The sequence below is a fragment of the Rhodococcus sp. JS3073 genome, assembly GCF_026810085.1.
In the GTDB taxonomy this organism is placed as follows: Bacteria; Actinomycetota; Actinomycetes; order Mycobacteriales; family Mycobacteriaceae; genus Rhodococcus_F; species Rhodococcus_F wratislaviensis.
In genome coordinates this window covers 57,521-82,728 of sequence record NZ_CP113952.1, presented here as the reverse complement: position 1 = coordinate 82,728, position 25,208 = coordinate 57,521, and the positions used below count along the sequence as shown (strand labels likewise).

General features: G+C 65.1%; 17 protein-coding genes. 5 read left to right on the top strand and 12 right to left on the bottom strand.

Going from position 1 to position 25,208, the window contains the following annotated elements:
• Positions 1 to 463: 463 nt before the first annotated feature.
• The 6 genes from OYT95_RS38425 to OYT95_RS38400 form a co-directional block, all read right to left on the bottom strand.
• Complete coding sequence (locus tag OYT95_RS38425) at positions 464 to 634, bottom strand: hypothetical protein (RefSeq protein WP_268792842.1); 171 nt, start codon at positions 632 to 634, stop codon at positions 464 to 466.
• A 515-nt stretch (positions 635 to 1,149) separates the two neighbouring features.
• Positions 1,150 to 2,940 (bottom strand): acetolactate synthase large subunit, encoded by a 1,791-nt coding sequence (locus OYT95_RS38420; protein ID WP_268793269.1) that lies wholly within the window; start codon positions 2,938 to 2,940, stop codon positions 1,150 to 1,152.
• 455 nt (positions 2,941 to 3,395) lie between these two features.
• Positions 3,396 to 3,737: a hypothetical protein gene (locus OYT95_RS38415; RefSeq protein WP_268792841.1), complete on the bottom strand. Its 342-nt coding sequence runs from the start codon at positions 3,735 to 3,737 to the stop codon at positions 3,396 to 3,398.
• Between the two features lie 93 nt (positions 3,738 to 3,830).
• Entirely contained in the window at positions 3,831 to 4,130 is a 300-nt protein-coding gene (locus OYT95_RS38410; protein WP_037240319.1) for a hypothetical protein, read from the bottom strand.
• Positions 4,127 to 5,290, bottom strand: coding sequence for a 2-oxo acid dehydrogenase subunit E2 (locus OYT95_RS38405; RefSeq protein ID WP_268792840.1), 1,164 nt, complete (start codon positions 5,288 to 5,290; stop codon positions 4,127 to 4,129). Before OYT95_RS38405 ends, OYT95_RS38410 begins: the two co-directional genes overlap by 4 nt.
• 18 nt (positions 5,291 to 5,308) lie before the next feature.
• Positions 5,309 to 7,645, bottom strand: coding sequence for a transketolase-like TK C-terminal-containing protein (locus OYT95_RS38400; protein WP_268792839.1), 2,337 nt, complete (start codon positions 7,643 to 7,645; stop codon positions 5,309 to 5,311).
• A 266-nt stretch (positions 7,646 to 7,911) separates the two neighbouring features.
• Between OYT95_RS38400 and OYT95_RS38395 the strand changes: the two genes are divergently transcribed.
• Positions 7,912 to 8,394 carry an Lrp/AsnC family transcriptional regulator gene (locus OYT95_RS38395; protein WP_268792838.1) on the top strand — a complete coding sequence of 161 codons (483 nt, stop codon included), beginning with the start codon at positions 7,912 to 7,914 and terminating at the stop codon, positions 8,392 to 8,394.
• A gap of 389 nt (positions 8,395 to 8,783) precedes the next feature.
• Here OYT95_RS38395 and OYT95_RS38390 read toward each other — a convergent pair whose 3' ends face one another.
• The 5 genes from OYT95_RS38390 to OYT95_RS38370 form a co-directional block, all read right to left on the bottom strand.
• Positions 8,784 to 10,067: a Glu/Leu/Phe/Val family dehydrogenase gene (locus OYT95_RS38390; protein WP_052033603.1), complete on the bottom strand. Its 1,284-nt coding sequence runs from the start codon at positions 10,065 to 10,067 to the stop codon at positions 8,784 to 8,786.
• Positions 10,068 to 10,219: 152 nt separating this feature from the next.
• Positions 10,220 to 11,695: an MmgE/PrpD family protein gene (locus tag OYT95_RS38385; protein ID WP_268792837.1), complete on the bottom strand. Its 1,476-nt coding sequence runs from the start codon at positions 11,693 to 11,695 to the stop codon at positions 10,220 to 10,222.
• Positions 11,696 to 11,774: 79 nt separating this feature from the next.
• Complete coding sequence (locus OYT95_RS38380; RefSeq protein WP_268792836.1) at positions 11,775 to 13,028, bottom strand: threonine synthase; 1,254 nt, start codon at positions 13,026 to 13,028, stop codon at positions 11,775 to 11,777.
• Positions 13,025 to 14,218 (bottom strand): M24 family metallopeptidase, encoded by a 1,194-nt coding sequence (locus OYT95_RS38375; RefSeq protein ID WP_268792835.1) that lies wholly within the window; start codon positions 14,216 to 14,218, stop codon positions 13,025 to 13,027. The genes OYT95_RS38380 and OYT95_RS38375 overlap by 4 nt, the downstream gene beginning before the upstream one ends.
• A gap of 4 nt (positions 14,219 to 14,222) precedes the next feature.
• Entirely contained in the window at positions 14,223 to 15,572 is a 1,350-nt protein-coding gene (locus tag OYT95_RS38370; protein WP_268792834.1) for an MFS transporter, read from the bottom strand.
• A gap of 124 nt (positions 15,573 to 15,696) precedes the next feature.
• Here OYT95_RS38370 and OYT95_RS38365 point away from each other — a divergent pair, with 124 nt between their 5' ends.
• Positions 15,697 to 16,587 (top strand): LysR family transcriptional regulator, encoded by an 891-nt coding sequence (locus tag OYT95_RS38365; protein WP_268792833.1) that lies wholly within the window; start codon positions 15,697 to 15,699, stop codon positions 16,585 to 16,587.
• Positions 16,588 to 16,945: 358 nt separating this feature from the next.
• Here the strand turns inward: OYT95_RS38365 and OYT95_RS38360 are convergent, their stop codons facing one another.
• Positions 16,946 to 18,292 carry an MmgE/PrpD family protein gene (locus OYT95_RS38360; protein WP_268792832.1) on the bottom strand — a complete coding sequence of 449 codons (1,347 nt, stop codon included), beginning with the start codon at positions 18,290 to 18,292 and terminating at the stop codon, positions 16,946 to 16,948.
• Between OYT95_RS38360 and OYT95_RS38355 the strand changes: the two genes are divergently transcribed.
• The 3 genes from OYT95_RS38355 (at position 18,206) to OYT95_RS38345 (ending at position 25,161) form a co-directional block, all read left to right on the top strand.
• Complete coding sequence (locus tag OYT95_RS38355; RefSeq protein ID WP_268792831.1) at positions 18,206 to 19,735, top strand: hydantoinase B/oxoprolinase family protein; 1,530 nt, start codon at positions 18,206 to 18,208, stop codon at positions 19,733 to 19,735. The two genes, OYT95_RS38360 and OYT95_RS38355, sit on opposite strands and share 87 nt — an antisense overlap.
• A gap of 262 nt (positions 19,736 to 19,997) precedes the next feature.
• The gene (locus tag OYT95_RS38350; RefSeq protein WP_268792830.1) at positions 19,998 to 21,527 is read left to right on the top strand and encodes an MFS transporter; all 1,530 of its coding nucleotides are present in this window, start codon (positions 19,998 to 20,000) and stop codon (positions 21,525 to 21,527) included.
• Positions 21,528 to 21,894: 367 nt separating this feature from the next.
• Complete coding sequence (locus tag OYT95_RS38345; RefSeq protein ID WP_268792829.1) at positions 21,895 to 25,161, top strand: protein kinase domain-containing protein; 3,267 nt, start codon at positions 21,895 to 21,897, stop codon at positions 25,159 to 25,161.
• Positions 25,162 to 25,208 lie beyond the last annotated feature (47 nt).

Below are 25,208 nucleotides of genomic sequence, written 5' to 3'. Positions count from 1 at the left end.
GGCACGCCAGGCAGCTGGAACGGCAGGCGCCGACCTCGCGGCAGCCGTGCACGAGCCTGTAGGCCCGATCCGGGTCGGCGCATTCCAGACCGTGGCCGAATCCATCGTTCCCGGCGCTGGCCATACTGAGGCACAAACGCCTGCGTGTTGAGGTTATCGAGGCGAAGCCCAGCAACGCACTGCCTGCGCTGCTGTCTCGCGACTCAGACCTGTTGATCACCGAGCAGTTCCTGGCTACCCGTACCCCGTGCCACCCGAGGTGACCCGACTGCCGATCGGGCACGACCCCCTGAATCTCGCTCGGCCGGGGGACAACACCTCGCTCGACCTTGCCACGCACGCTACGACGCATGGGTCATGGAACCTGAAGGCAGCGTGGGCGGACAGTAGGCCATCGCCCGGTGCCGGGAAGCGGCTTCGAAACCGACATTCGCGTCGAGGCGGCCAACCTCTCCATCCATGTTCAGCTGGTGCCGGCGGGGCATGCCAACGCGTTTCTCCCCGGCCTGCTGTGGCGGACACACCGGATGCCGAGCAGCCTCACGATCTTCGCCGACGAGCCCAGCTCGACGTCGATCGCGCTCCGCGTCGGCAGCGACACGCACCCCGCGATCAAGGCCGTCTCGACGGCCATCCAAGGATCCGCAGCCGCCCTGGCGACCGCGGGCCCATCGCCCCGGAATCCGCCAGGGGCACAGAGTCCTCCATATCGACGGACATCCCTGGTACTCGGTGATCGCTGCTTGAGCCCGGTTGAGATTGACAATTGTGCTGACCATGATCTCGTGAGTCGTTTGCCGACGATGCTTCTTCCGTTCAAGCTCAGACACCTTTGAAAGTTGCGCTCGTGCTGCCGTTGTTGGCGCAGTGCGACATACGCTTGCTGGCGACCTCGAGTGGTTTACGGCAAGGTCGAGAAAGATGCAGGAGTAGGTTCCCGACCTCGGCCTTGGGCGGGTCAGGCTGTTCGAAGGTTGTTCCCGTACACCGACCATGCGAACTTGGCGATTCGTCGCCTCTCGCCAGGGTTCATTCGTGTGTCGGTGGTGACGACGGTGCAACTCACAGATCAGGGATTCGACCTTCGGGCGCGATCCGTTTCGTGCTCTCGAATGGGGCCTGCGCAGGTCCCCGGACAATCCCCCCAGATTAGTCTTCCTCGTCGAAGAGGGGGCGGATTCCTTTGGCGGCCATGATGTGGTCGTTGCTGGTGCCGGCGGCGACCATGGGCCAGACCAGAGCGTCGTCGCTGACGATGAAGTCGATGACGACCGGTCTGTCGTTGATGGTTCTGGCCTGGGCGATGACGCGGTCGACGTCTTCTTCGCGTTCGCAGCGCAGGGCGGCGCATCCGAGGGCTTCGGCGAGTGCGACGAAGTCGGGGATCCGGCGGGAATGGGTGGCCAGATCGATACTGGAGTACCGCTCTTCGTAGAAGAGGGCTTGGAGTTGTTTGACCATCCCGAGGCTGCCGTTGTTGATCAGCGCCACCTTGATCGGAATGCCCTCGATGGCTGCGGTGGCGAGTTCCTGGTTGGTCATCTGGAAGCATCCGTCGCCGTCGATGGCCCACACTTCGCGGTCGGGGGCTCCGAGTTTCGCGCCGATCGCGGCGGGGACGGCGTATCCCATGGTGCCCAGCCCGCCGGAGTTGAGCCAGGTGCGGGGTTGTTCGAACCCGACGAAGTGCGCGGCCCACATCTGGTGTTGACCGACCCCCGACGCGTAGATGGCGCCGGGTCCTGCTGCTTTTCCGACGGCTTCGATGACGAACTGCGGTGAGAGCATTCCGTTCGCCGGTGTGGTGTAGCTGAGGGGATATTGGCCGCGGATCCGGTCCAAGACCTCACGCCAGCCGGTCAGGTCCGGTGGGGGTGAGGTCTCGAACCTATGGCGCAGGGTGGTGAGCAGTTCAGTGAGAATGCGGCGGCAGTCACCGACGATCGGGACGTCGGCGTGTCGGTTCTTGCCGATCTCGGCGGGGTCGATGTCGGCGTGGATGACTTTCGCGTGTGGGGCGAACGAGTCGAGGTGGCCGGTAACCCGGTCGTCGAATCGGGCGCCCAGTGCGATCAGCAGGTCACTTCTCTGCATTGCGGCGACAGCGGCGACGGTGCCGTGCATTCCGGGCATGCCGTAATGCAGCGGGTGGCTGTCGGGGAAGGCGCCGCGGGCCATGAGGGTGGTCACTACCGGGATTCCGATGAGTTCGGCGAGGTCGAGGAGTTCGACGGCGGCGTCGGCTTTGACCACCCCTCCGCCGACATACAGCACGGGCGCGGTCGACGACGTGATGAGTGCGGCGGCGGCTCGGATCTGTTTGGCGTGCGGTTTGGTCACCGGCCGGTATCCGGGCAGATGCAACTCGGGTGGCCACGAAAAGCTGGTCGGTGCCTGTAAGACGTCCTTCGGGATGTCGACGAGGACCGCACCCGGCCGACCGGTGGAGGCGATGTGGAACGCTTCGGCGAGGGTGCGGGCAATGTCGGCGGCGTTGGTGACCAGGTAGTTGTGTTTGGTGATCGGCATCGTGATGCCGCAGATGTCGGCTTCCTGGAACGCGTCGGTACCGACCAGGCTGGAGTGGACCTGTCCGGTGATGGCGACCACGGGAACGGAGTCCATCTGGGCATCGGCAAGGGGGGTGACGAGGTTGGTGGCACCGGGTCCGGAGGTGGCCATGCAGACGCCGACTCGGCCGGTGGCTTGTGCGTAGCCGGTGGCGGCGTGGCCCCCGGCCTGTTCGTGCCGCACCAGTATGTGTCGTATGCGCGTGGATTCGAGCATCGGGTCGTAGACGGGGAGGATCGCTCCGCCGGGGATGCCGAAGACGTAGTCGACGCCGAGTTCCTCGAGCGTCCGGATCACCGCTTGGGCCCCGGTCACCCGCTCGTGCGATGGGCGGGCAGGACGGTCTTCGGACGGTCGGTCGGCTCGAATCGAGACGACGTCAGCGATCGGTGTACTCACTGTGCAGTTCCCTCTGTGATCTTGTACGGCACCATGGTGCCGCGCGAGATAGATAGTTCGACGGCCAAAGGTTCGTCAACAACGAATCCCAGGAAGATCTGGTCACGTTGTGCGGCGCGCTTCAGCGGGATCTCGACCAAGGTCTGTCATGGCGGACAACCCGTAGATGTGCTCTGCAGATGTGACGCCGTACTGAAGTCGTGTCAACTGGGTCCTCGCCGCCTTGCGGAGTCGATGGGTGTACTCGCTGATGTCGATGGCGAAGGCGGCCGTCACGGTTTCCGGTGCGGGCCCTCCGAGAGGTTCCCAGAGAAGCGCGAAGTCGAGAATGTCAGTGTCGTTTTCGCGGTTCCACATCTCTTCCTACCAAATTTTCCTGCTCTGATGCCTTCCCCGACTTCGATGAGGCCAGCGCACACCCTCGTTCACCCGCGTTGTTCACGTGACAGATCGCCGAGGGCATATCGAAAGGGTGGGAAACCGAGCGGTCGCCGGTGGCGCGGGTAGGCGCTCGTTAAACTGCGCACCTCGTCGTGGCTGCAGTGGGACTCGGGGATGAGCTGCCACAATCGCTCGGTGAACCGGTGCGTGGTCATGCCGAAGTGGACGAGGATCTCCCCCTCAGGGGCGCCTCCGTAGGGGGCCCACATTCTGGCGAACTCGATGAGGCGCGCCCCCTCGTAGTCGGGATGCGTGCGCGGGCGGTGGGCATCGGTCCACCTGGCACGCAGCCGCTGGCGATACTGGTGGTACTGACGAGAGTTCATGGAATTTCACTCGGATATTCGGGCCGGAGGAGACTTTCGGAATCGGGACGCGAGAGAGATACGGGAGGCGAGCCGGTGGCTTAGCGGTGACCGTCATTGCTTCTCGCACTGCACAAGGCAGTCGGCGCCGCCGCCGATCCCATACTGCGCGTCGAGCTTTCGTATGCAGAAATCAAGCAGCCGCTTCTGCTCGTCGGGGGAGAGCTGGTGGTCGCGGACGGGGCGCAGGGCATCGAGAACCCGCCGATAGAATAGCGCCGGACCGATTCCGAAGTGCGGAAGGATGAATTCGTCGCCACCGCCGTAGGGTTCCCATCGGACCGAGAAGGCGAGCAGTTCCCGTTCGTACCCACTCAACGGTTCGCTCTGCAGTTTCGAGTAGGGGGCGGTCACTGTAGGTCCTCGACTGGGAAGCCATTCTCGAGTCGCCGTTTGACCGCTGTCAGGTAGCGTGCGGCGTCGGCGCCGTCGACGATGCGGTGGTCGTACGATAGCGACAGGTAGGCCACCGACCGAACATCGATCCGCAGTTCGCCGCTCTCGCCGCGGGTGGGAACGAGGCGTTCGACCACGGTTCCGATCCCGAGAATCGCTGATTGCGGTTGGTTGACGATAGGGGTGTCGAACAGCGCCCCACGGCTGCCGGTATTGGTGATGGTGAACGTGCCACCGGACAGGTCGTCGGGGCGGATGGCGCCGGTGCGCACACTGTCAGCGGCACCGGCGATCGCCCGGGCGAGTGCGGGGATCCGCAACCCGTTGGCATCGCGGATGACAGGGACCATCAGGCCTTTGTCGCTGTCGACGGCCATGCCAAGGTGCACAGCACCGTGGTAGGTCACCTCGGTGCAGTCGGCGTCGAGCGAGGAGTTGATCACCGGGTGCGCGGTCAGCGCCTCCATGGCCGCCGCCACAAAGAACGGCAGGAACGACAGCTTCATCCCGGTCCGTGTGTGGAAGGCCTCCTTCTCGCGGGTACGCAGGCGGGCGATCGCGGTGATATCGACCTCGACGACCGTGGTCAGTTGCGCCGAAGTCTGCAGCGACTCGATCATCCTCCGCGCGATCGTGCGGCGAATACGCGGCAGCTTCTCTACCCGATCACCGCTGTCTGCCTGCGGCACGGCCGCCGGGGACTCCGGTGCCGGCGGCGGAGTGGGTACCGGCGCGGACGGGGTAGCCGGAGCCAGGGCCGCCGGAGCCGGGACCTGGACGGCCGCGGCTGGGGCTGCCGGGGACTCGGGGGCAGGCGCAGGGCTGGGTGCACTGCTCTGGGCGTGCGCACCCGCGGCGTCGGGCGGCCGTGCACCGAGAACCGCCACCGCCGCGCCGACATCGACTAATGCGTCTTCCGGTGTGAGCACTTCGAGCAGGGTGCCAGCGATCGGGGAGGGGATCTCGGTGTCGACCTTGTCGGTAGCGACTTCGAGCAAGGGTTCGTCGAACTCGACGTACTCGCCGGGGGCTTTGAGCCAGCGGGTGATGGTGGCTTCGGTGATGTTCTCACCGAGCGAGGGCAGCGTCACCGTGGTGCCGGTCTGTGTCGTAGTCATTCGTGTTGTCTCTCTTAGTCAGTCGACGAGATCGAAGGCGGCGCGGACGATGCTGTCGGTGTCGATTCCGTGGTAGCGGTAGACGTCGTCGAGGGAGCCGACCTGCCCGAACTTGCTGACACCGAGCGCGGCCCCGCGCACCTGGTTGATGCCGGTGAGGAACGCCAGGGTGTGCGGGTGCCCGTCGAGGACGGTCACCATCGGTGCCGCCCGCTCCGCCGGGAACACCTGATCGAGAATCCACGACGGGCCGTCGGCCAATCCCCGGCGGGCCTGGACCGCCTGGAACAGTAGTCCGGGGCTGGTGACGCACACCACGTCGGCGGCGATACCCTGCTCGGCCAACCGGTTTGCGGCGGCGAGGGTGTCGGGGATCATCGCGCCCATCCCCACCAACGTCACCACCGGATTGTCAGCATGCCGCAGGGTGTAGGCGCCTGCGACCACCTGCCGGCGGCGACGCTCCCGAGCCGCCGGATCCGACGGTACATTCGCCAGGGTCTGATCGACCGGGCGGGTCGACAGGCGCAGATACGATGACGACCCGTCCGGGCGCCCCAGCCGGGAGATGCTGTCGAGCAGGGCCCACTCGGTGTCGATCGCGAACGCCGGTTCGAAGCTGACGCAGCCGGGTTGCTCGAGTCCGATCGATGGGGTCTTGATCGACTGATGCGCCCCACCCTCCGCGGCCAGGGTCACCCCGGACGGGGTGCCGACCAGGATGGACTGCCCGCCGGCATAGATCCCGTACGACCACGGTTCGAGGGCGCGTTCGACGAACGGGTCGTACATCACCCCGATCGGGAACAGCGGCTGACCCCAGCGACTCCAGGTGGCACCGAGCTCCCCCATCAGTCCGACGAGGTTGGTTTCGGCGATGCCGAGTTCCATGTGTTGCCCGGTGGGCTTTTCCCGCCAGTGCATGATGGTTTCGGCGTCGTCGTCGAACCAGTTGCGGCGCTCGTTCGGTGACCACACCCCGACCTTGTTGAGCCACCCGGCCAGGTTGGTGGTCGAGGAGACGTCGGGGCTGATGGTGACCACCCGTTTGGCGGCCTCGGGTGCCTGCCGGGACAGGTCCAGCAACGCGCGACCCAGTGCCGCCTGGGTGGTGGACGTCCCGGACGGGGTGCGCCCGATGTCGGTGGGGACGGCGGGCGGGGTGGTCAGCTCGATGGGTTCACGCTGCAACCAATGGGCGGAGGCGGCGCAGACCCGGCCGGCGGTGCTGTCCGGGTCGAACCGGGCCCATGGGTTGTTCGGGTTCATCCCCAGCTCGGCGGCGAGTTGTTCGTACTGCTCCACCGTGAGCAGCGACGAGTGGTTCTGCGGATGCCCCTGAGTGGGCAGGCCGCGGCCCTTGATGGTGTAGGCGATGATCACCGTGGGGCGGGTGTCGTCGATCTGCCCGTAGGCCGCGCGCAGGGCGTCGAGGTCGTGCCCACCGAGGTTGCGGATCGCGGCCAGGAGGGTGGCGTCGTCCAGGTCGGCGATCAACGATGCGATCGCGCTCGAGTCGGGGCCGTCGCCGGGCAGCCGGTCGCGCAGCTGCTCGGCGGTACAGCGCAGCAGCCGCTGGTATTCGGGGTTGGGCATGTCCAGGATCCGGGTGCGCAGCGCCGGCCCGCCGGGGCGGGTGAACAGCGACTCGAGCAGGGTCCCGAATTTGACGGTGAGCACCTGCCAGCCGGCGGCGGAGAACATGGATTCGAGGCGGCCGGCGGCGATGTTGGGGACCACCCGGTCCAGGGACTGCCGGTTCAGGTCGACGATCCACACGATCTCGCCGAGTTCGGCGACGGAGTGATCGAGGATCGCCTCCCACACGGCGCCCTCGTCCAGTTCGGCGTCGCCGACGAGGGAGTACTGCCGACCGGTGCCGGCGCCGCCGATGTGGGTGTCGACGAAGCGGCGGGCGATGGCACCCCAGATCGGGGCGGTCGCACCGATGCCCACCGACCCGGTCGAGTAGTCCACCGGGTCCGGGTCCTTGATCCGGGACGGGTACGACTGCAGCCCACCGAATTCGCGCAGCGTGGTCAGGTGTTTTTCGTCCAGCTCGCCGAGCAGGTAGTTGATGCCGTGCAGCACCGGGGAGGCGTGCGGCTTGACCGACACCCGGTCACCCGGGCGCAACTGCTCGAACCACAGCGACGTCATGATGGTCGCGATCGAGGCGCACGACGCCTGGTGGCCACCGACCTTCAACCCCGACGGGTTGGGGCGGACCCGGTTTGCGTGGTGAATCATCGCCGTCGACAGCCACAGCACGCGCCGTTCGATCTCGCGAAGCGCCTCGGGTGTCGGTGACTGTTCGGACAGGGTGTTCAGGTCGAGCGTGCGGGTGCCGTTCATGGGGTTCGTCCTTGCCTGTGGGATCCTGGCGCCAACGTGGATCGGCATGCTCAGGTTGTGAGCGGGCGGATCGTGTGGCAAAAGGCAGCCGGACTGGGATGAGGCCGGAGCTGGGGTGGCAGCGTTCGGGCTGCCGGTACGACATGAGTTCTGTATGCAGAACGTGGAATAGTTGATCATCCGCTTACGCTTTCGGCAAGACCGGCCGCGGATTTTCAGCATTCTGCGCAGCATCATCGAGTTCATATCAGTGGGAGGTTGGCAATATGCCCACCCGGAGCACCATCGATTCCATCGACGCCAGCATCCTCGAGGCATTGAACGCGGACCCACGAGCCACCGTGATCGCGCTGGCCGACAAGACCAAGCTGTCCCGCAACACGGTGCAGGCCAGGCTCGGCAAGCTCGAAAAGCAGGGCGTCCTCAGACCATTCGAACGCCGTATCGACCCGGCTGCGCTCGGTTACCCGCTGACCGCGTTCATCCTCACTGCAGTCACGCAGCGCAAGCTGACGCCCATCGCCGCCGCGCTCGACGGCATCGCAGAGGTGGTGGAAGTGCACGGACTAAGCGGCGTCACAGACCTTCTCGTCCACGTCGTCGCCCGCGACGCCGACGATCTGTACCGGATCGCTGGCCGCATCCTCGACATCGACGGCGTCGAGAAGACCACCACAGCCCTCGTCATGCGCCAGCTCCTCGACTACCGTCTGACTCCACTGCTGAAACAACTCGCGGACAATACGTGACCGACATACCTGTGAACGCCCCAGCGGCAGCGCTATTCGACGAATTGCCGCCAGGATGCCTGGTGGCGGCGGCGAACCGGTCGACGATCGAATGGTGCCGACCGTGCTCGTGTTCGCGGGTGGCGGTGCGAGCGGGGAAGCGTGCCCGCGGCGGTCATCATTGCTCGGTTCGTCGTGTTGTCTAGCGAGGTGCCCCAGTGAGTTCCGGCTGGCGGTGTGACACAGAAAGTTCCGAGCTGTGGCGGACCGCTTCCCTGTAGAGGGGCGGTGGGATTGACGCGGGGTGGATCCGCATCCGAACTGGAAGATGCGGATGCGGATGCGGATCCACTCCGGAGGACGGCCGCAGGATTCGACTCACCGCCACCTCCGGAAGAAACTGACTCTGCTCAGGGGTACAGGCCCCGTGATTGGTGCGCTTCGGTCACCGTCTTGACCGCCAGTGAGGTGGCGGCGGTGCGCAGTGTCAGGTTCTTGTCTTTCGCGTGCTGCCGAACGCGTTGCCACCCCGCACGCATCCGCTCGGCGAGACGTTGTTCGACCTCGTGGGCTTTCCACCAATAGGCCTGATTGGCCTGTGCCCACTCGAAATAGGAGACGACGACACCGCCGGCGTTGGCGAGGATGTCGGGAACGACGAGGACATCGTTGTTCTGCAAGATCTCGTCGGCTTCCGGCGTGGTGGGCCCGTTCGCGCCTTCGACAATGATGCGAGCTCGGACGGCGCCGGCATTGTGTGCGTCGAGGACGCCTTCCACCGCGGCGGGCACCAGCAGCGTCACTTCGAGTAAGAGGAGAAGATCCTTGTCGGGCAGGGTCTGCGCCTCGGGGTATCCGACGACGGATCCGGTCCGGTCGACGAACTCGGTGAGGGCGGGGACATCCAATCCGGCATCGTTGTGCACGGCACCGTATTGATCGCTGACCGCGACGACCTTGACACCGGCCTCGTGCAGGAACAGGGCCGCGCCGCGCCCCACCTTGCCAAATCCCTGAACGGCGGACGAGGCCTGGTGCGGTGCAATGCCGAGCTCATCGAGCGCGGCGAGGGCGGTATGGACTACACCCCGCGAGGTGGCGGAGGCGCGACCGAGAGATCCACCCAGTGCGAGTGGTTTGCCGGTCACCACGCCGAGGACGGTGTGCCCGCGTCCGGTGGAGTAGGTGTCCATCACCCAGGACATGGTTTGTTCGTCTGTGCCGATGTCCGGAGCCGGGATGTCGGTCTCGGGACCGAGGATGGGCGAGATTTCGCTGGTGTACCGGCGGGTGACCCGTTCGAGTTCGGCGGGCGAGTACCGGCGCGGGTCGATGGTGATGCCGCCCTTGGCGCCGCCGTACGGGACGTCGAGGAGCGCGCACTTCCAGGTCATCCACATCGCGAGCGCGCGTACTTCGTCGAGCCGGACATCGGGGCTGTAGCGCAGTCCGCCCTTGGCGGGGCCACGAGAAAGGTTGTGTTGGACACGGTGACCGGTGAATACCTCGATCGTGCCGTCGTCTCGGCGGAGGGGCACGCTGACGGTCATCTCTCGTCGTGGCGTCGAGAGGATGGAGTAGACGCCGTCGTCGAGCCCGAGGACGTCGACGGCCTGGCGCAGTTGCTCGAGCGCGTCGGTGAGCGGTGAGGCGCCGGATTCCTTCGTTATCGGGGTGAGCTCGGAGATTGTCATGAGGTCCTCATCAGGGTGCGGGTTCGGTACAGAGCCGCTCACTGCCGCAGGCGCCTACCTGGGTGACTACCGGCGCCAGTGAGCACCTCTCATCGAGCTGGGAAGGGTGAGAGATTCAGTTCTCTCGCGGTATTAGCACGGTATCTACTGCCTCACAATTGTTTTGATGTCAAAGCGTCGGTCAGCTGCCGTAAGCTACCGGGCCTGTCGAGTGAGGCCACGGCCGATTCCAGTCGCGTGAACTGCTCCCGGGTGAGGACGCCGGAGCAGGCCGACCAGGCTTTGGCGGTAAGAGTCTGCCAGGTCAGCGGTCGCTCCGGTTCACCACGCGGTAGGTCGACCTGCGCCCGCGAGGTTCCGCCTGCCACTGTCCGCACCGTGAGCCGGGCGGGTCGTTGGTCGGGCAGTGCTGCGTCCAGCCCCGGGTCGTGGACGACGGTGACCCGGCGCGATAATGCTTGCACCCGATCGTCCAAATAGCGTTCGTAGGAACGGTGTTCGAGGGACAGGTCGCCGTGGACAAGGGCGGCGGCCACGGTCATCTGCAGACTGCTTTCGGCACCGGCCAGGCTGGCCGCGGTGGGTCGATTGCACTCGTCGACCGCGAGTCGGTACACCTCGATCTGGACCGACTCGATGTCGTTGGCGGGTGGTAGCTCGTTCCGCAAGTAGAGCGCAGCCTCGATGGCGCTGTGCGTATGTCGACAGGACGGGAACAGTTTCGTGTAGGTCTGCAGGATGTGCGGGCCGTCCTCCTTGATGTCGGTCAGTTCACTTTCGTGCAAGGTCCTGTTTGCCATGGTTGCAGCCATCCCGTACGTGCCCTCCAGCACGGTGAGCGGTCCCATCATTCCCGCGCGGGCGAGAAGGGCCGCGTCGATTCCGACGCGCGCGGCGTTCCCCCCGACGAAATAGGAGGACATGTCGCCATAGTGCGAGTACTCCATGAGGCCCCCACTGACAGCTCCGGCGAGGGCCATGGAATTCTGAATCTGGTTCAGATCGCCGGGCGCCAGCACCGAGCTCGCACCTGCCGCGGCTGCGAGTGCGCCCACCGTCCCCGAAGGGTGGAATCCGAGACTCAGGTGTGCGGGGTTGATGGCCGCGCCGACCCGGCCGAATGTTTCGTAGCCCGCGATCACTCCGCGAAGAAATGTCGGCCCGTCCGCGTCGGTCAGTTGCGCGGCAGCGAGTACGGCCGGGATGACCGCGATACCCGGGTGCCCGTGCGCCCTTCGCATGCCGTCGTCGCATTGCAGGGTATGACCGAGCAGACCGTTCACACCGGCGGCATCGCCTGGAGAAAGGCTGGTGGGTATTCCGGCGACCGAGCATCCCCGAACATCGGATCGATCGGGAAAAAACGGAGCCGATCTGCTGCGCAGCGCCATCTGACCGACCTCGGTCCGGGTACCGCCGAGGGCGAGCGTCAACAGGTCGAGCACACACTCCTTGGCGCGCGTCATGGCGGGGGAGTCGGCCGGGCTGCCCGCCGCCGCGCTCACGCAGTGCGATGCGAGCTGTTCCATCAGAGCAGATCCACCCAATGGACCGCGGACGCGCACCTCCGCCGCCCCGGTGGCGGCGGTGCGTGGATCGGTGTCGTCTTCCCCCGATTTCAGGGTCATCCCCGAGCCTTTCGAATAGTGGGACCGCTCTCGTGTCGTCGAGCGGATTACCGATCCATGGCAGCGCGTGCCTGGGAACTCATGCATCGGCCTTGGTTGCAAGAACGGCAACCAGGTCGCCCAATGTCGGTTTGACGACGGGGACAGCCGTGCGACGGGCTGCTACTTCTGCGCTGGATTTGAGCCCACTCGAGGTGATCAGGAGCACGAGCTCGTCTGTCTCATGAAAGGCTCCTTCGTCACTCAGGCGTTCTGCTGCCGCCAGACTCATCGCCGATGTGGTCTCGGCGAAGACACCGACCTCGCGGGCCAACAGCGCTTGAGCCCGCACAATCGCATCGTCGGAAATCGGACCGACGGCACAGCCGTGGCTGTTGCGCACTGTCGCCAACGTCTGATGGGTACCCACAGGGCTGCCCGCCGAGAATGCCAACGTCGGCTGTCGTTCGATCGCGGGCACGACATCGGTGTTACCCGCCGAGAGTGCCTGAGCATGAGTGCCGAGCGCTTCCGCGGCGATCATCCGGGGCACGCTCGGAATGTGCCCGGCGGCGCGCAACTCGTCGAATCCCCGGAAGATCCCGGTGAGACCGTCACCGTAGGCCGTGGGCACGATGATCGCGGTGGGGGTCGTGGTGAGCTGCGCGTGCAGTTCGAAGGCGATGGATTTATATCCCTCGATTCCGAACGGCGGGGAGCCCACCACCGGACTCTGAAAACCCGAGATGGGAAACCAGCCGAACTCCTCCACTGCAGCCTTCATGACGGTCCAGCGGTCCGGAATGGTCGGGAGCGCGACGACCCGGGCACCGTAGGCGCGCATCTGCTCGACCATCAACGCCGACACGGTACTTGCCGTCAGAACGACGCACTCCAGCCCTGCCCTCGCCGCATACGCTGCCGTGGCCGCGCCGTGGTTGCCGGTTGAGGCAACCACGACCGTCCGCGCCCCGAACTCAACCGCTTTGGTGACGGCTACGGCAGCGAGACGGTCCTTGTACGACGACGTCGGATTATGGGTTTCGTCCTTGACCACCACGGACGCGACACCAAGACGATCGGCGAGAGCATCGGAACGTATCGCCGGCGTATCGCCCTCACCCAGGCTGATCGCCGAGGTGTTCGGCTCGATCGGGAACCCGGCCCGCCACCGGAAAATGCCGGGCTGAGCCCGCTCGGCAGATGCAATCGGGTCATAGGCGTCGAACTGGGCGTGCAGGTTCACCGGGACACCCTGCGCACCGCAGGAGCGGCAGCCACCGATTCCGTGCCGGTCGGAGACCACCGCTCCGCACCGCTGACAACCCAGCTTCCCGGTGTAGCCCGTGATCACGACACCGTCCTGAGTTCCCGCGTGCTGACCGTGAGCGTTTCGGCGCCGGTCGGGGTGACGACGAGCGTGTCCTCGACCATCATCCCGCCCCATCCCAGCACGTAATACGGTGTCTCGACGCACAGGACATTGCCCGGTTCGAGCACGTGCTTGTCGCTGGGTGCGACGCGGAAGCCTTCGTAGATCTGCATTCCGATGCCGTGCCCGCAGTGATTGCGCCGATACGGTCGCAGTCCGGCCTCCTCGACGGCCTCGATGGCGGCGGCGAAGAGATCCGCTGTCCGCAGCCCCGGTCGGCAGATCTCGATCTCGCGCTCCTCACCGCGCCAGATCGCGTTGTACCGGTCGCTCTGCAACGCGGTGGGCTCGCCGATCACGGCGGTCCGGCCGATATCGGACCGGTAGCCCTCGTAATCGCAGCTGACGTCGAACCGCAGCAGGTCGCCCTCGCGGATAACGGTATTCGTGGGGAACTCGTCGGCCAGCGCCGAACGCTCGCCCGTGGTGAGGGTGATCGAGCGCGGCATCGCCCCACCGGCGGCCATCGTCCGACCGACGATGGCGGACAATTCGGTTTCGGTCACGCCCGGTGCGGCCGCGGCGATGGCCGCGGTGATCCCGTCTTCGGCCAATCCGGCCGCATGCCGCAATCGATCGATCTCGCCGGGCAATTTGATGCTGCGCACACCCTGCAGCCACCCGCTCGCGTTGGCGAACGTGGCGCCGGGCAATGCGCTCACCAGTGCGTTACGCACCTCATCGGCACAATCGTCCTCGTCGACGCCGACCACGGACAGGGGCACGGACTGGAGCAGGCGGGCGGCGTACTCGACGCCGGCGCCGAGCGAGGCCTGCTGCGGTGCACACTGCAGTGCGGGATGGTGTTCGGTGACGGAGTCGAAGTAGAACGCGCCGTAAGGGATGTATCGATCAGGGGCGAGGCCGCCCGCCACAGCCGGGGCGGCTTCGGCGGTACCGCCGACCAGCAGCACCACGGCCGGGGTGACGATCGCGGCCATCCGCTGGCTGCGGCGGTTCGCCCCGGGCGCGCTCCGGTAGCCGGTCGCGTACTGGATGTTCTCGAAGCCGCAGCACACGATCGCGTCGTAGCTCGATTCCGCGAGCTTGTCCCGCAGACGGTCCAGCCGTGCCTCGGTGATATCGCCAATTGCCGGTAACGTCAGCGTCATGTGATTACTTCTTCACTATTGGGTGAGCGGTTTGGTTAGGTGAGTCTTTTGGGTGAGTGGTCGAATCGGCCGAAGACTGCTGCGCATAGGGGCGGACGGCGGCGACGCAGGCGAGGCTGATCGCGACAGCGACCAGTCCGTACACGGTGATAGCCCACGAGGAACCAGTGAATTCGAGCAGCGTCACGGCCACGAAGGGTGCGATGCCGCCGCCCACGATGCCGGCGAGCTGGAAACTGAATGACATGCCGCTGAAGCGCATCTCCGGCGGGAACAGTGTGGACATGAATCCCGCGTAGGGTGCCCAAAATGCCTTAGCCGCAATACCGCTGGTGAAGACAGCGGCAGCGATAGCAAGCACTGGTTGCCCCGCATTGAGCAGTGGGAAGTAGGCGGCCACGCCGACACCGAGAGCCAGAAGCCCGCAGATCGCCAACTTGCGCAGGCCGATCCGATCGGCGACCACACCCATCAGTGGCGTGACGATCACCCCGACTCCCGCTGCAGCCATCGTCGCGATGAGCACCACCGAGCCATCCATCAAGTTTTCGTGCGTGACGTAGGTGATGGCGAAGACGGTCACGATGTAGAACGCGACATCGTTGCCGAGACGGCAGCCCATCGAGAGCACGAAGTTGCGCGGCTGTTCCCGCAACAACGTCACCAACGGCCGCTTCAGCGGCTCGCTGACCGTGGCCATGCGCTCTTCGAACTCGGGCGTTTCGGTGACCCTCAACCGCAGCCACATCCCGACGGCGACGATGACAAGCCCAAGCAGGAACGGCACACGCCACCCCCACGCCAGGAAGGCCTCATCACTCGTAGTGGCCTTGACGATCGCGAAGGCGCCGTTGGCGAGCAACAGTCCGAGTGGATCACCGACCTGGGGGATGCTGCCGAACAAACCCTTACGCCGGCTCCCCGACGTCTGCTCCACAGCCAGCAGCACCGAACCACTCCACTCGCCGCCCAAGGAGAGGCCCTGCACGATTCGACACACCACCAGCAGCGCCGGCGCCCACAGGCCAACCTGGTCATAAGTGGGAAGCAGCCCGATACCGCCAGTGGCGACACCCATCGCAAACAAGGTGATGAGAAGGACTCTGCGACGACCGATGCGGTCACCGAAATGACCGGCGATCACCGCACCGATCGGCCGGGCGACGAAACCTACCGCAAAGGTCGCAAATGCGCTGAGCAACCCCGCGGTCGGTGAACTGTGGGGGAAGAACACTTTGGGGAACACCAACGCGGCTGCCAGCCCGAAAATGATGTAGTCGTAGAACTCCAGCGTGCTGCCGAACAGGCTCGCTTGCAGCGCGCGTCGGAGCCTGGGGTCCGAATTCTTGGGCATGGGGAGTCTCTTCTTCATCGGCACCGTTGTGAGGGATGTCATAAGTATGGTGACGGTCAAAAATTCACACAAGGTATCGTTTTTGAGCGAAACCATTCGCTTTTGCTGACTTGTTGGAGGGCTCATGCTCGATGTCCGCCGCCTACGCCTGCTCTATGAACTCGACAGACACGGCACCATCGCTTCCGTCGCGCAGGCCCTACATTTCGCACCCTCGGGGGTCTCTCAGCAGCTCAGCCAGCTCGAGACCGAGGCCGGTGTTCGGCTCCTCGAACGAGTGGGGCGCAACGTGCGGCTGACCGCACAAGCGAAGGTGCTCGTCGAACACGCGAAGAAAGTCTTCGCGCAACTCGAGCAGGCCGAGTCCGACCTCGCCGCCGCAGCACACCAACCAGTCGGCACCATCCGCGTCGGGGCGTTCCAGACCGTCGCAGAATCGATCGTGCCCGGCGCCCTGGTCGCGCTACACCAGCACGAGCGACTCCGAGTCGAGGTCGTCGAGGCCAAACCCAGCACCGCACTGCCCGCTCTGCTCGCCCGGGACCTCGACCTGCTGATCACCGAACAATTCCCCGGCCACCCCTTCCCCGTGCCAGCCGAGATCATCCGCCTCCCCGTGGCCGATGACCCGCTCTATCTCGCCCGTCCCAACCACCCCACGTCGTGGGACCTAGCCGACGCACGCCACGACGCCTGGGTGATGGAACCCGAAGGCAGCGTCGGTCGCCGATGGGCCATCGCACGGTGCCGTGACGCCGGTTTCGAACCCGACATCCAGTTCGAAGCCGCCAACCTGTCGATCCACGTTCAGCTGGTACACGCGGGCCATGCCAGCGCATTTCTACCCGGCCTACTCTGGCGCACTCACCGACGCCCACCAGGACTCCATCGGCTTCCCGGGGAAAAGCGCTCCATCTCCATAGCGCTGCGCGCCGGCAGCGAAACGCACCCCTCGATCACGGCCGTGTGCGGAGCAATCCAGAGCGCCGCCGCTGCCATTCCCACCAACGTGTGACGGACGACTCGAGCACAGCACCAGGCAGAGGAGGGCGGCAGACCGTCGTCTCAGGCAAGTGGTGCCCAACGGCGTGGTCGAAACACGCAAATGGATCCTCATGATCCACCGCACGGCCGCACTGGCTCCCCGAGGCCGATCCACCCTCGTCTCGCGACGACGGGGATCGATCGCAATCGGGACGGCGGCCAGGACGAGACGCGAATTCAACCGTTGCGCACCAGTAAGCGCACGCGCCTGGCGGCCTCATCGAGGCCGGTGCGGCAGTGAGTGGCCGCACAGATCTTCTACCACTGCTCACTGGACTCGGCTCAGGCTGCTCTTTCGCTGACCTATCGCGCTGACCGGGTTCGACTCCTCACGGCCACGACGTCGGCAGAGGTGGGCGGCCGGTTAACAGCACGTCGCGCACCGGACTCGACCAATCACCCAACATCGCACGCAGTCGTGTGGCACCGTGTTCGCCCATTGACGAACCCACGAGTGATCGGAACTTCTCATCGATCTCAGTCTCGCCCATTGCTGGGCCAACTTCACCTACAGGACAGCGGATTTCGCGACCGTCCGCAGCGGAAAGAATAAGGAAGCCCATCTCTCCGGCTCTCAACTCCTGTACATCCTCGGCGGCGACGACGGTGACATGGACCATCGCCATGGCTTGCTCGAGTTCGTCCGTTATCGAGACCTCGATCAGATCGCGCGCCGCGATCGCGCCGCGCGCTAGATACATCGCCACCGCGAGTTGCAGACTGAGGTGACGCTCGAGTTCGCTGTCCGGCGAGGGATGATTCACATTACGTGCAACCTCGCGCGGAAGCTCGAACGCGATGCGGCGAAGCGGCGCGTGGTCGAGTCGCTGCCAACCCTCGACGAAACCATGTAACGGGCCGAGGGCGTTACCGCAGCAGCTGTGTGGCTTGTAGTAGATCTGAGAGGGCCGGTGTTCGGCGTATGCGGGTAGGCGCAAATCCGACGCCGATACTCCTCCGAGAACGCGCAGAAAGCCCAACTGACCATCGAACGCCTCGAGGCCACCGGCGAGGCCTGCCCCGGCCAGCACGGCTGCCTCGTAGCCGACGCGCGCGGCATTCGCAGGGTTGATCAAGCACGAGGCACTGCCGTCCACTGCGAATTGGCGCACCCCTGCTGCCTGCGCAACCGCAAAGTCCAGAGCATGCGCAGTGGCGGCCTCGTCCAGCCGGAGCAGTCGCGCCGCTGCAGCCGCGGCAGTGAGTGCACCAATGGTGCCGGTGGTACAGAAGCCTTGCTGATAGTGACCGGGATTGACCCGGCGCCCGAGGGACATTCCCAGGATCAGCGCGGTCGCGACTGCATCGGTCAGCTCGCCCACGGTGGCGTTGCTCCGCCATCCGGCGGACAGTCCCGCCGCGATGGTGGGTGCGCCGAGGTGGCCCCAGGTCTCCCAGTCGCCGTCGTCGAGTTCAAACGCGTGGGCTTGCAGGGCGTGCACATATGCGGCGGATGCAGGGTGCAGCCTCGTCGTCGAGTGGCCGAGCGCCGGAACTTCACCGGAGATGCCGCAGATATCGGTGACGACGCGCGCAGCAGGGTGGTCCGAGCCCGAGATCGAGCAGCCGACAAAGTCCACCAGCGACAGGTGCGCGCTGGCGAAGGTATCGGCGGCTTCGAGCCGGGGTGCGGCTTCACAGAGCCATGTGACGACGTCGGAAGTGGTGGTGGGCATCGAACTCTCCGCATCTTCGAGGGTCGATTGGCGGCCGGCGACGCGGTTCTCGTCAACGACCCCTACAGCGGCGCTCAACACACTCCCGATATCCTGCTGTTCAGTCCGGTCGTGGTCGACGACGACGTCGTCGGATACGTGGGCTCGGTGGCGCACCACATCGATGTCGGCGGACGCGTCGCCGGTAGCGTGGCCGGAGATAACCGGAACATTTTCCAGGAGGGCCTGCGTATCCCCCCGATCATCGCGTATCGGAATGGAGTAATCGACGAAACGTTCGCCAGCATCCTCGCAGCGAACGTGCGCCTGCCGGAAGTCACCATCGGTGACCTGCAGGCCCAGTTGTCGGCGAATATGCTCGGCGTGTCCCGAGTTCACGGAATCGCACAAGAACACGGCACCCGGAATGTGTTGACCGCCATGGATCGGTCGATCGAGGCCACGGAAACGGAATTCCGGAAGAGGATGGCTGATCTGCCCGACGCATGTGGCACCGGCGAGGACTTCGTCGAAGACGACGGCCTCGGCAACGGTCCCCTCACCGTCAAGGTCTCAGTCGAGATCACTGGCGATGGGCTGGTCGTGGACTTCACCGGCAGCTCTCCCCAAACCGACGGCCCGATCAACTCAGTCCTCAGCGCAACCACCGCATCCGTGTTGTATGTCATCCGATCGGTGTTCGGACCGGACCTCCCGGCCAACGACGGACTGAACAGTGCGGTGCGAATCGTCGCGCCGTCCGGAACCATCGTCAATCCGACCTCGCCGACCGCGTGCGGCGGCCGAATGCAGACGTGCTACCGCGTTGTCGATGCCCTACTACGAGCATGTGCTACCTTCACACCCGACCGCTACACGGCCGGCAGCTGCGGAAACATGACGATGAGCCTGCAGTTCGATCGCCGCGCCGGTCACGCCCCCATCTTCTTCGAGGTCATGCCCGGCGCACTGGGCGCGCGACCCGAGGACGACGGAATCGATGGCACCGACGTACACATCTCAAACTGCATGAATGCCCCGATCGAAGCACTCGAGGCCGAGTTCCCCATCGAATTCACCTGCTTCGAGTTCAGACCCGACTCCTGCGGCGCCGGTCGGTTCCGGGGCGGTCTGGGTCTACGACGAGGCTTCCGGCTCCGTGACCTCGGAGGAGAGCTGATGATCCGAGGCGACCAGGTGACCTCCGGACCCAGCGGAGTAGACGATGGCGCCGACGGCCAACCCTGCCGGTTCGTACTCAACCCCGGAACCGAACACGAACGAGTCCTCCCGTCGAAAACCCTCGTCTCACTCGAGGCAGGCGACGAATTCCTACGCGAGACAGCCGGCGGCGGGGGCATCGGAAACGGCTGCGACCGAGACTCAGCCCTTGTCACGAGGGATCTCGATGACGAACGAATCAGCAAGAAATACATCCACACTCACTATCCCCAGCTGACCTAGGCCAAACCGACGCACTCGCTGGTGCGGTAGGCGCTCGTGTGATCCAGGCACCGACCGCACGGCTTTCGCACAGTCGCGGGCCCCAGCAACTAGACACCACACGAATAGCAGGTGTACCCGCAGCAACTGAACTGGGTGCCCGTCAGCGGCGTCGTTCAAGGAGGTGGGCGGCTTAGTCCTTCCCGTCAACGCCTCACTGGCCCCAAAGCCAGCCCAGTTCGCAACTCCCCAACCCCAGCCTGTCTCCTCTAGGAGAGCCCCCATGGACATCGTCGACCCCCCGAGCAGCTCCCCGACCACGCATTCTGTATCGCCGTCCGCCCGGCTCGAGCGCCTCCCCCGAATCACCCGCTCTCACCGGGTATGGATAGCACTTCTCAGCTTTATCTATGCATGCGACTGGGCCGACATATTCAGCCTGTCCTACGCGATGCCCGCTATGCGTCAAACGTGGCAGCTGTCGACCACACAAATTGGCGCCGTGACCTCGTGCACCTTCGCGGGAATGGCGATCGGCGCTGTACTCGGAGGCAGACTGTCCGACAAATTCGGACGCCGGCCCACGCTGATTGCGGGGACGATCGTCTTCTCGGTCGCCTCCATCCTGTCCGCATTATCGCCCAACTACGAGGTGTTCATCATCCTTCGGACCCTGACAGGTGCGGGCCTGCAGGCCGTCGTCGGTGTCGTCCTGGTCTACGTCACCGAAATGTTCCCCCGCGTGTCCCGTGGCCGGTACATCTCCCTCGTCATCGGCCTGGGCTCCCTCGGTATGCCCCCCATGGCACTCGCCGCCCGCATCGTCGTCCCCGCCGGACCCGAGACCTGGCGCTGGGTGTTCGTTTTCGGAGGCATCGGACTGCTCGCCGTGATCTTTGTGCCAAAACTGTTGCCGGAATCCGTGCACTGGGACGAAACCAACGGCAAGACCGCCCGCACCGACCAGCTCGTGACAACTCTCGAGCAGCACGTGATCGCACGCACCGGTTCCCCGCTGCCCGCGCCCGCACCTGCCGCCCCCACCACTCCGCAACCGATGAGCAACTTGTTCACCGCCCGATACCGTCGCCGCACGGTAGTGCTCTGCGTCGCGATGACCTTCTTCCTCTTGGGCTACTACGGTTTCAACAACTGGGTACCGACCTTGCTGGTCGATCGCGGACTCACCATTTCTGCTGCGCTGACCGTGACTACCGTCCTGTCGGCCTCACCACTGGCAGCAACGCTTCTCGCGTTGCCGATCACCGATCGATGGGAGCGGAAGCGGACCTGCATGGTCCTGTGCATGCTCGCCGCCGCAGCAGTGACTGCCTTCGCATACACCCACAACTACGCCACCCTCGTTGTATCGGGCTTCTTGACCCAACTGTTCTTCGTGACGACCTTCCAGGTGCTGTACGCCTACCTGCCTGAAAACTTCCCGACTGCCCTGCGTGGATCCGGGGCCGGCCTCGCCAACGGCGTCGGCCGAGCCGCGGGCATCGCCAGTGGCTTCATCACGGCGGCAATCGTCACCGTGCTGGGCTTCGCCGGCGCTTTCGGAGCAGCTGCCCTGTTCTCGACACTTGCCGGGCTGATCATCGGCACCTTCGGAGCAAACACACACAACCGCAACCTCGACGATGTCGACGGGCACCAACAATCAGCTGTCGCAAAAAGCTCTGCTGCAAGCGAACCCCGAACACTTGAACGCGCAGCGGCACCAGCGACGCCACAACATTACAGCGAGCCACTCGATGCCAGGCGGGGACGGGCGAGCGATCTAGGCGGACCCCCGCGGGGCACGGACTGAATGACTCCGTCGGTCGCGCCCCGCACAGATCGGAAGGGGCGAACCTCGAAAAGCGCCGGATCGGACCACGGGACTTCCCGGGAGTGAAACCTTCCGGTCTGTTACGGCGCGGACAGAGCCCGACCACGGCCGCTGGCCCGACCATCAGGGGCCGAGTCGCAGTCGGAGGGCAGGCCCCGGCGAAATCCGGGGCAGGCCCGCCCTCCGCGAAACCGCTCAGGCCGCCCGCGGCGATGCTCGCGACAACTGGTGGCGGCGATATCCTGGACGCATCATCGAGAGGAGAGTACAGATCAATCTGCACTGGTCGTGCCGTCGGGACCAGCGCACGACAACTACGAGCCGGCGGAGTGAGTAGACCGTTCCGATGGGTGCAGGTGATCCGCTCGACACACAGCGGCATCCGGTCTCCCCGGCTGCCGACCTGGTGGGAGTCGGCTTCGATAACGCTGAGGAGATCGGCCGTGGCGGATTCGGTGTCGTCTACCGCTGCACCCAGGCCGAATTGGATCGCACAGTCGCCGTGAAGGTTCTGACCGTCGAACTCGACGAGCAGAGCCGGGCGCGATTCTTCCGCGAACAGCGAGCGATGGGACGGCTGACCGGGCATCCGAACATCGTCCACATTCTGCAGGTCGGTGCCACCGACAGGGGGCTTCCCTTCATCGTGATGCCCTACCACTCACAGGATTCGCTCGACGTGCGGATCCGCGGACAAGGTGCGTTGCCGTTAGACGAAGCGCTGCAGCTCGGGGTGAAGGTCGCCGGCGCGATCGAGACCACGCATCGACAGGGCATCCTCCACCGCGACGTCAAGCCCGCGAACATTCTGATCACCGACTACGGCGAGCCCCAATTGGCCGACTTCGGCATAGCGCACGTCGCCGGTGGCTTCGAGACCGCTACCGGTGCTATCACCGGGTCACCGGCGTATACCGCGCCAGAGGTGCTCGCGGGGAAACCGCCGAGCCCGGCTTCCGACATCTATTCGCTCGGCGCCACCCTGTTCAGCGCCCTCACCGGTCACGCCGCCTTCGAACGCCGTAGCGGTGAGCAGGTCGTCGCCCAGTTTCTGCGGATCACCACCCAACCGGTTCCCGACCTGACCGAGCACGGGATCCCTGATGACGTGTCCGCGGTGATCTCCCGCGCAATGTCCCGCACCCCCGATCAACGCCCCGCGACCGCGTCCGACTTCGGTGAGCAACTGAGACAACTTCAAAGGGACCACGACATCCTGGTCGACGAGATGGCGTTACACACCACACCCGACACGCAGGGAAGCGGCCGAAGAGGGGCGCCAGTTGGTGGTGGACGTCGTCCATCAGGCGCCTCACCTACAGGGAATCTTCCACTGGAATTGACCAGTTTCGTCGGCCGCCGGCATGAACTCACCGAGACGAGGAATCTGCTGGCGCAGTCCCGACTGGTGACCTTGACCGGAATCGGAGGTGTCGGCAAGACGCGCCTGGCGTTACGGGCCGCCGCGAGCGTAGGACGCGAGTACGCCAACGGGGTGTGGCTGGTGGAGCTCGGGGAGCTGCGCGACGAGTCGTTGCTGGTGGACGCGGTGGCCGGGGCCCTGAGGATTCAGCACCACTCGGCACGGCCGTTGCGTGAGGTTTTGGTGGAGTACATCGGGACCCGCGAACTCCTGCTCGTCCTCGACAACTGTGAGCACATCGTGGGCGCGGCCGCGGAACTGGCCGAGACCTTGTTGCAGGCCTGTCCGGGGGTGCGGGTGCTCGCCACCAGCCGCGAGCCCCTGGTCATCGGCGGGGAGGCGGTGCTGCGGGTGCCGCCTTTGGCCCTGCCGGATCCCGAGCGGCCGCCGTCGCTTCGGGGATTGCCCGCATATGATGCAGTGACGCTTTTCGCCGAACGGGCCGCTGTCGCCGTTCCCGGTTTTGCGCTCACCGACAACAACGCGCGTGCAGTGGCAGGGATCTGTCACCGGCTCGACGGTCTGCCCTTGCCGATCGAGTTGGCTGCGGCCCGGCTGCGGGCGATGTCGACCGAGCAGATCCTGCAGCGTCTGACCGACCGCTACACCCTGCTGACCCACGGCCTCAGAGGCGCGCCGACGCGGCAACAGACCCTGCGCTGGTGTATCGACTGGAGTTACGAGTTGTGCACCGCCCACGACCAACTGGTGTGGGGACGCCTGTCGGTGTTCGCCAGTAGCTTCGAACTGGAGGCGGCCGAACAGGTGTGCGGGACGGACCTGACATCGGAAGAGATCCTGGACGCAGTGACCTCGTTGGTGGACAAGTCGATCCTGATCCGAGAGGAATACGAGTCGGGTGTGCGGTTCCGCCTGCTCGAAACCCTGCGCGACTACGGGAACTCGAAACTCGAGCAGACCGGGGAGAAGACGACCCTACGTCGACGGCACCGGGACTGGTACGAGGCGTTAGCGCTCGAGGCGGAGGCGGAGTGGATCAGCTCACACCAGCTCGACTGGATCGCCCGCCTGAAGCGCGAACTACCGAACATCCGCACGGCGCTCGAGTTCTGCGTCGACGACGAGGACCCCGACGCCGGTCTGAGCATCGCCGTCGCACTCCGACCGTTCTGGACCTCCCAAGGCCTCTACGACGAAGGCCGACGCTGGTTTCGCCACTTACTCGCCGGCTACAGCGGTCCGCCGACACCACCACAAATCAAGGCGCTCTACAGCGCCAGCGTGATGGCGAGCATGCAGGGCGATCTGCATGCCGGGGCTGCACTCGTCGACGAGATACACACGCTCACCGCGGACACCAGCGACCCCATGAGGCTCGCGGTTGTGTCCTACGCCGACGGCATGCTCGCCCTTTACAGCGGGAAACCTGAGGATGCGTATCCCCATCTCGAAACCGCCCTCGCGCAAGTCCGCGAACACAACGAACGTACGCCCGAAACCAGTATCCCCTACCCGCTAGGTTTGTCCTACGCATTGGCGGGCTTGACAGACAAAGCTGTCGAATGCCTCGAGCGCGCGGTGGAGACCACAGAAGCGAGCGGCGAGAAGATGTACCGGTCGTATTCTCTGTGGGCCTTGGGAATTGCTGTGTGGCGGCAGGGTGACACCGAACGAGCGGTACGGCACTTCGACGAGGCGCTGAAGTTGGCCCGGACCGTGCACAGTCCTCGCCTTGCCACGACATGCCTGGAGGCACTGGCCTGGATCGCAGGCGAACAGCGCGACGCTCATCGAAGCGCAGTACTGCTGGGAGCGGCGGAAGAGCTGGCGCGATCGATAGGAAGCCCGGCGATCGTCCATCCGAACTTGCTGCGATACCAAGATGATTGCGTCAATTGGACGCGCCAAAGGCTCGGGAACGATACCTTCACCGAGGCTTATCGCAAGGGTGAGCACCTCAGCTTCGACCAGGCAATCGCCTACGCGCTTCACGAACAAACCTCAGGCAACGCTAGCCGTGCCGTCGAAACATCGACGCCATTGACCAAGCGGGAAAGACAGGTCGCCGATCTCGTCGCCGAAGGCCTGACGAATCAGTCAATCGCTGCTCGGCTGGTCATCTCACCGCGAACCGCACAAGGCCATGTCGAGCACATCCTGGCCAAACTAGGATTCACCTCGCGAGCTCAGGTCGCTGCCTGGGTCATCGAACGGCGTCACGATTATTAGTGCATTGTTGATCTGCAGGATCGGGATACCTGTTCAGGGACAAGCCG